General features: G+C 62.8%; 4 protein-coding genes. 3 read left to right on the top strand and 1 reads right to left on the bottom strand.

Annotated elements, in window-relative coordinates; translation table 11 throughout:
* The first annotated feature begins 329 nt into the window (after positions 1–329).
* From VNM24_00020 to VNM24_00010, 3 genes are all read left to right on the top strand, one after another.
* Positions 330–869 (top strand): hypothetical protein, encoded by a 540-nt coding sequence (locus VNM24_00020; protein ID HWQ36985.1) that lies wholly within the window; start codon positions 330–332, stop codon positions 867–869.
* A 399-nt stretch (positions 870–1,268) separates the two neighbouring features.
* Positions 1,269–2,084, top strand: coding sequence for a ribonuclease H (locus VNM24_00015; protein ID HWQ36984.1), 816 nt, complete (start codon positions 1,269–1,271; stop codon positions 2,082–2,084).
* Positions 2,085–2,569: 485 nt separating this feature from the next.
* Complete coding sequence (locus VNM24_00010) at positions 2,570–3,589, top strand: zinc-binding alcohol dehydrogenase family protein (protein HWQ36983.1); 1,020 nt, start codon at positions 2,570–2,572, stop codon at positions 3,587–3,589.
* A 2-nt stretch (positions 3,590–3,591) separates the two neighbouring features.
* Here the strand turns inward: VNM24_00010 and VNM24_00005 are convergent.
* Positions 3,592–4,781 (bottom strand): TGS domain-containing protein (locus VNM24_00005; GenBank protein HWQ36982.1); only part of this gene is annotated, 1,190 nt, incomplete at its 5' end.

Below are 4,781 nucleotides of genomic sequence, written 5' to 3'. Positions count from 1 at the left end.
CCGAAGCTCATCATCCATCCCGTTATTCCGTCCATGGCGCCGTCGCGCCGGCCGGAATGGAGCAGTCGAAGTTAAGCGAATTCGAGAGCTTGGCATCGACTAGCGGGGACCGGGGGTCTGATAACCCTCAATTATCGAAGGTCCTTTTGCAGTTAACTGCACGCGGCGCCGCCCAATTCACGGCCGATCTTTGTAACTCTAGTTCCAGGTCGGCGGCGGGCAATGGTGGGTGCCCTCCAGTATCCCTAAGATCCCCGATTTAGCCGCACATTCGCACCAAGTCGGCCCTGCTGCTAGGGTGGTCGCCTGTACCGCGTCTTGGAGCGCATATGGCGATCAAATCCCCGCTGCCCGCGGCTGTTGCACCCGATCCGTTTAGAGAACTGCTCGAAGACTTCGAAGTCGTCGGCACCGCCTCCCATGCCGCGATGATCCGACGTGGTGATGTCGGCAATGTTCGCGAAAACGTCCGGGCAGCTCTGGTCGCCTCGACACTTAGCCTGACGAGTATCGACTACGCCAAGCGCCAATATTGCGCAAAGGAAGCGGAGAGCAGGGCCGACGATCCGTTGGTCCAAGCCTACGTCGTCGCGTACAAGTTGACCAAGAGCTACATAACTAGCGTGCGGTCAAAACTGCGAACGGGCGGACGCCCGGAACCGTCGCCAGGGGTTTTTACGGCGGCTGTAGTGCTGGAGCGCCTTCCAGCCAGCTTTCTCTCTGCGCACTTCTTATACCGGATAGGGCATCGATTCGAGGGCCACGCCGTCGCGCGTTTGATACTTGAACAGATTGCGTGGGCGTGCGGCGATCTCGGACCTGAAGCGGTATGCGCCGGAAGCAGGGCGCCTATACGGGTTCCTGAATGAGAAGACGCATATCAACTATGCAAGCCACCTCGAGTTCTTGGGCATCAAGGACGGTAGGAACGTAATCTGGCACGCGCATCCAAGATACGTTGAGTTCGCGGAGACGATACTTAGCCTCGGTGATCTGTACGGGCTTGTGTGGGAGCTGTCGCAGTTCAGCTATCTGGACGAACCTGAGACGGTGCGGGTACAGGATGGCCGGATAGTTCCGAACGAAGGCCGCGCCTTTCTCGAGAAGAAGGCCGCGTGTATGCTCGCACTCGAAGAACTCGACCGCAGTAGCGACAAAGGTGCGTCGCAACCTCTCGCTTGGCGTTGAAGCCGCGCTCCACCGCGGTGTGCAGTTAACTGCACGCCAAGAGCGGGGCCTACCTAGTGCTTTTGTCGCAGACTAGTGTCGTGGCGACTGCAAATCTGACCGTTTACACCGATGGTTCTTCCTACTCCAAACCACGAAGAGGTGGTGCCGCCTTCCTTTTCGTAACGACGAACGACGCTGGCGAGGACTCCGTTGAGGAGTTTGAGTTGCAGGGATACAAAAGCTCGAGCAACAACCAGATGGAGCTTTACGCCTGCGTCGCAGCGCTCAAGCAGGTCCTGAAGGATGATTGGCACAATCGCGCTCGCACGATCGTGATTCGGACTGACTCGATGTACGTAGTTGACTGTCACAAGCTCGCTCTTTTTGAATGGAGCCGAGCCAAGTGGCGAAATCGCGAAGGACGACCCGTAGAGCACGCAGCTCTTTGGAAGGATCTAGTTAGGCTTCTGCTCAAGTGCCGAGGGAAGGTGACGTTCCAGTGGGTCAAAGGGCATGCCAAGGACCCATATAACAAGGGTGTCGATAAGCTGGCAAAGCGATCCGCCAAAGGATTGCTGAAGAAACCCCTGTCTGTGGTGACACTTCGCAAGAAGCAAAGTCCACTGTCCGTCCAACGCGGCAGCGTGGCCATGCGTGGCCAGACCGAACTGATCAGGATCATCACCGATCAGCGACTTAAGCAGAAAGAATTCAAGTATCGCTATGAGGTGGCTGATACCGAGAGTGGGGACTATCCCAAGGTCGACATGGCGTACTCACTGCACGACCTTCGCGCCGGCCACGTCTATCGGGTCGTTTTCAACTCCAACTCTCGGTATCCTCAGATTGAGCTTGTTCTGGAGGAAATAAAATCGGGCGAAACAGTGGATGACGGATCCGGGGGAACGGAATAGCGTTGGAGCATGAGAGCCCAATGCATCATCACGTTTCGTACCGACAGGACGAAAGATCTGTCGATTTGGAAATCCACCGTGCAGGGACCAGACCACCTCAGCATCGCGTCAGACGCGATCGAGCAACTTAAGAAGCGGCAGCGGCGACGTGTTACGGTCGTCGGCATCATGGTCCACACGAAGGAACCGGAGACGGTCCGAAGCTAGTTTGGGACACTTTTGGGCCACTAGCGGACAGCAAATCGGCGCAAAAGAGAGAAATTCAGAGGCGAGTCGACGGCCTAAATACCTCATTCTTCAAGGTCCGGAAGGGTTTGCGGACGCGAAATCCACAACTTTTAATCCGTTGGTCGGCGGTTCGAATCCGCCACGACCTACCAAAAGTTCGGCCGCACGCGATCGGAACGGGCGCGCAGCGCATCGCGCGATGCGGTACCCTCGGCGAGCGCGCAACAATGCGCGGTCCTGCTTGCGGCCCGCGACCGATGAAAGCCATCCTCGCCTACGACCCTCTTCCCGCGTCCGATCCGCGCTCGCTGGTGGATGCCGAAGTGCCCGAGCCGCCGGCGCCGACCGGGCACGATCTGCTGGTTCGCGTCGAGGCGGTGTCGGTGAACCCGGTGGATGCCAAGATGCGCATGCTCGCGGTGCCCGGCGCGAAGGGGGAAACGCGCATCCTCGGCTTTGACGCCGCCGGCGTCGTCGAGGCGGTGGGGGAGAAGGTGACGCTCTTTCAGCCGGGCGACGAGGTCTATTACGCCGGTTCCCGCGAGCGCCCGGGCAGCAACGCCGAGAAGCAGCTCGTGGACGAGCGCATCGTCGGGCGCAAGCCGGCGACGCTCGATTTTGCGCAGGCAGCGGCACTGCCGCTCACGACGATCACCGCCTACGAGAGCCTGGTGGATCGGATGGGAGTGGATGCCCTTGGCGGCAGGGCGGGTGCGAGCCTGCTCGTCATCGGGGGCGCGGGCGGAGTCGGCTCGATGGCGATCCAGATCGGGCGCCGGCTGGGTCTGGAGGTGATCGCCACCGCCTCGCGGCCGCAGTCGCAGAACTGGTGCCGCGAGCTCGGCGCGGCGCAGGTGATTGACCACCGCCGGCCGCTCAAGGACGGCCTGGCGCAGATCGGCGCACCGGAGGTGGACTACGTGCTGATCTGCACCGACATGGACCAGTACTGGCCGCAGCTCGCCGACATCATGAAGCCGCAGGGCTCGATCTGCTCGATCGTCCGGAATGAGAAGCCCGCCGACATCATCGCCATCCAGCGAAAGAGCCTGCGCTTCGCCTGGGAGGGCATGTTCACGCGCCCGACCTTCCGCACGCCCGATATGATCGAGCAGCACCGTCTGCTTTGCCGCGTTGCGGACTGGGTGGACGCCGGCGACATCCGCTCGACCCTCACCGAGCGGCTCTCGCCCATCAACGCGGCGAACCTGCGCGCCGCGCACGCGCGCGTCGAGTCGAAGACGATGGTCGGCAAGCTCGCGCTCGCCGGCTGGTAGCGCTATTCCCGCAGGCGCTGGACTTTCTGCACCTCGCCGATGCGGCGCAGCCCGCGCATCACGCGCGCAAGGTGCTGGCGGTTCGCCACCTCGACGACGAACAGCATGGTCGTGAAGACGGCGCGGTCCTCGTCCGTGCTGATCGAGTCTATGTTGGAACCGGCCTCGGCGATCGCCGAGGCGACTTTGGCGAGCACGCCGCGCTGGTTGGCCACCGTCACCTTGATCGCGCACTGGAACATGCGCGTGGTATCCCGGTCCCACTCGACGTCTATCCACAGGTCCGGTTCGGTGCGCCGCGAGCGCGCGATGCTGCGGCACTCGGCGGCGTGCACCACCAGCCCCTGGCCCTTCTTCATCGAGCCGACGATCGCGTCGCCCGGGATCGGGCGGCAGCAGGCCGCAAGCTGCACCGCCATGCCCTCGGTGCCGCGGATGACGACCTGCGCCGCGCGCCCGATCGGCTTCGCCTCGGCGTCGGCGCGCATCGCCAGGCGCCGCGCGATCACCGCCGGCAACTGCTTGCCGAGACCGATGTCGGCGAGGAGTTCGCGCTTCGTGCGGCCGACCGTTTCGCGGATCACCCGCTCCCAGCTCGCCTCGTCTATGTCTGCGAGCGCCACGCCGTAGCCCCTGAGCGCCTGCTCCAGCAGCCGCTCGCCGAGCGCGGCCGATTCCTCGTACTGCATGGTCTTCAGGAAGTGGCGGATGTTGGAGCGCGCCTTCGCCGTGCGCACGTACTGCAGCCATGCCGGGTTGGGCTTGGCGTAGCCGGTGGTGATGATCTCCACCCGGTCGCCGCTTCTCAGCTCGGTCCTGAGCGGCACCAGCTCGCCGTTCACCTTCGCCGCGACGCAGCGGTTGCCGATGTCGGTGTGCACCGCGTAGGCGAAGTCCACCGCGGTCGCGCCGCGCGGCAGCGACAGAATCCGGCCCTTGGGCGTGAACACGTACACCTCGTCGGGGAAGAGGTCGAACTTGACGTGCTCCAGGAACTCGTGCGAGTCGCCCGACTGGCTCTGGATCTCCAGCAGCGACTGGAGCCACTGGTGGGTCTTCTTCTGCAGCTCCGAGAGCGAGGCGTCGTCGTCCTTGTACATCCAGTGCGAGGCGACGCCGGCCTCGGCGATGCGGTGCATCTGCTCGGTGCGCACCTGCACCTCGATCGCGACGCCGTAGGGGCCGATGAGCG

It is taken from the genome of Burkholderiales bacterium (assembly GCA_035560005.1).
Taxonomy (GTDB): domain Bacteria; phylum Pseudomonadota; class Gammaproteobacteria; order Burkholderiales; family Eutrophovitaceae; genus DASRFY01.
Note: the sequence above shows the minus strand (reverse complement) of the source record. Positions and strands in the feature narration are given on the sequence as shown.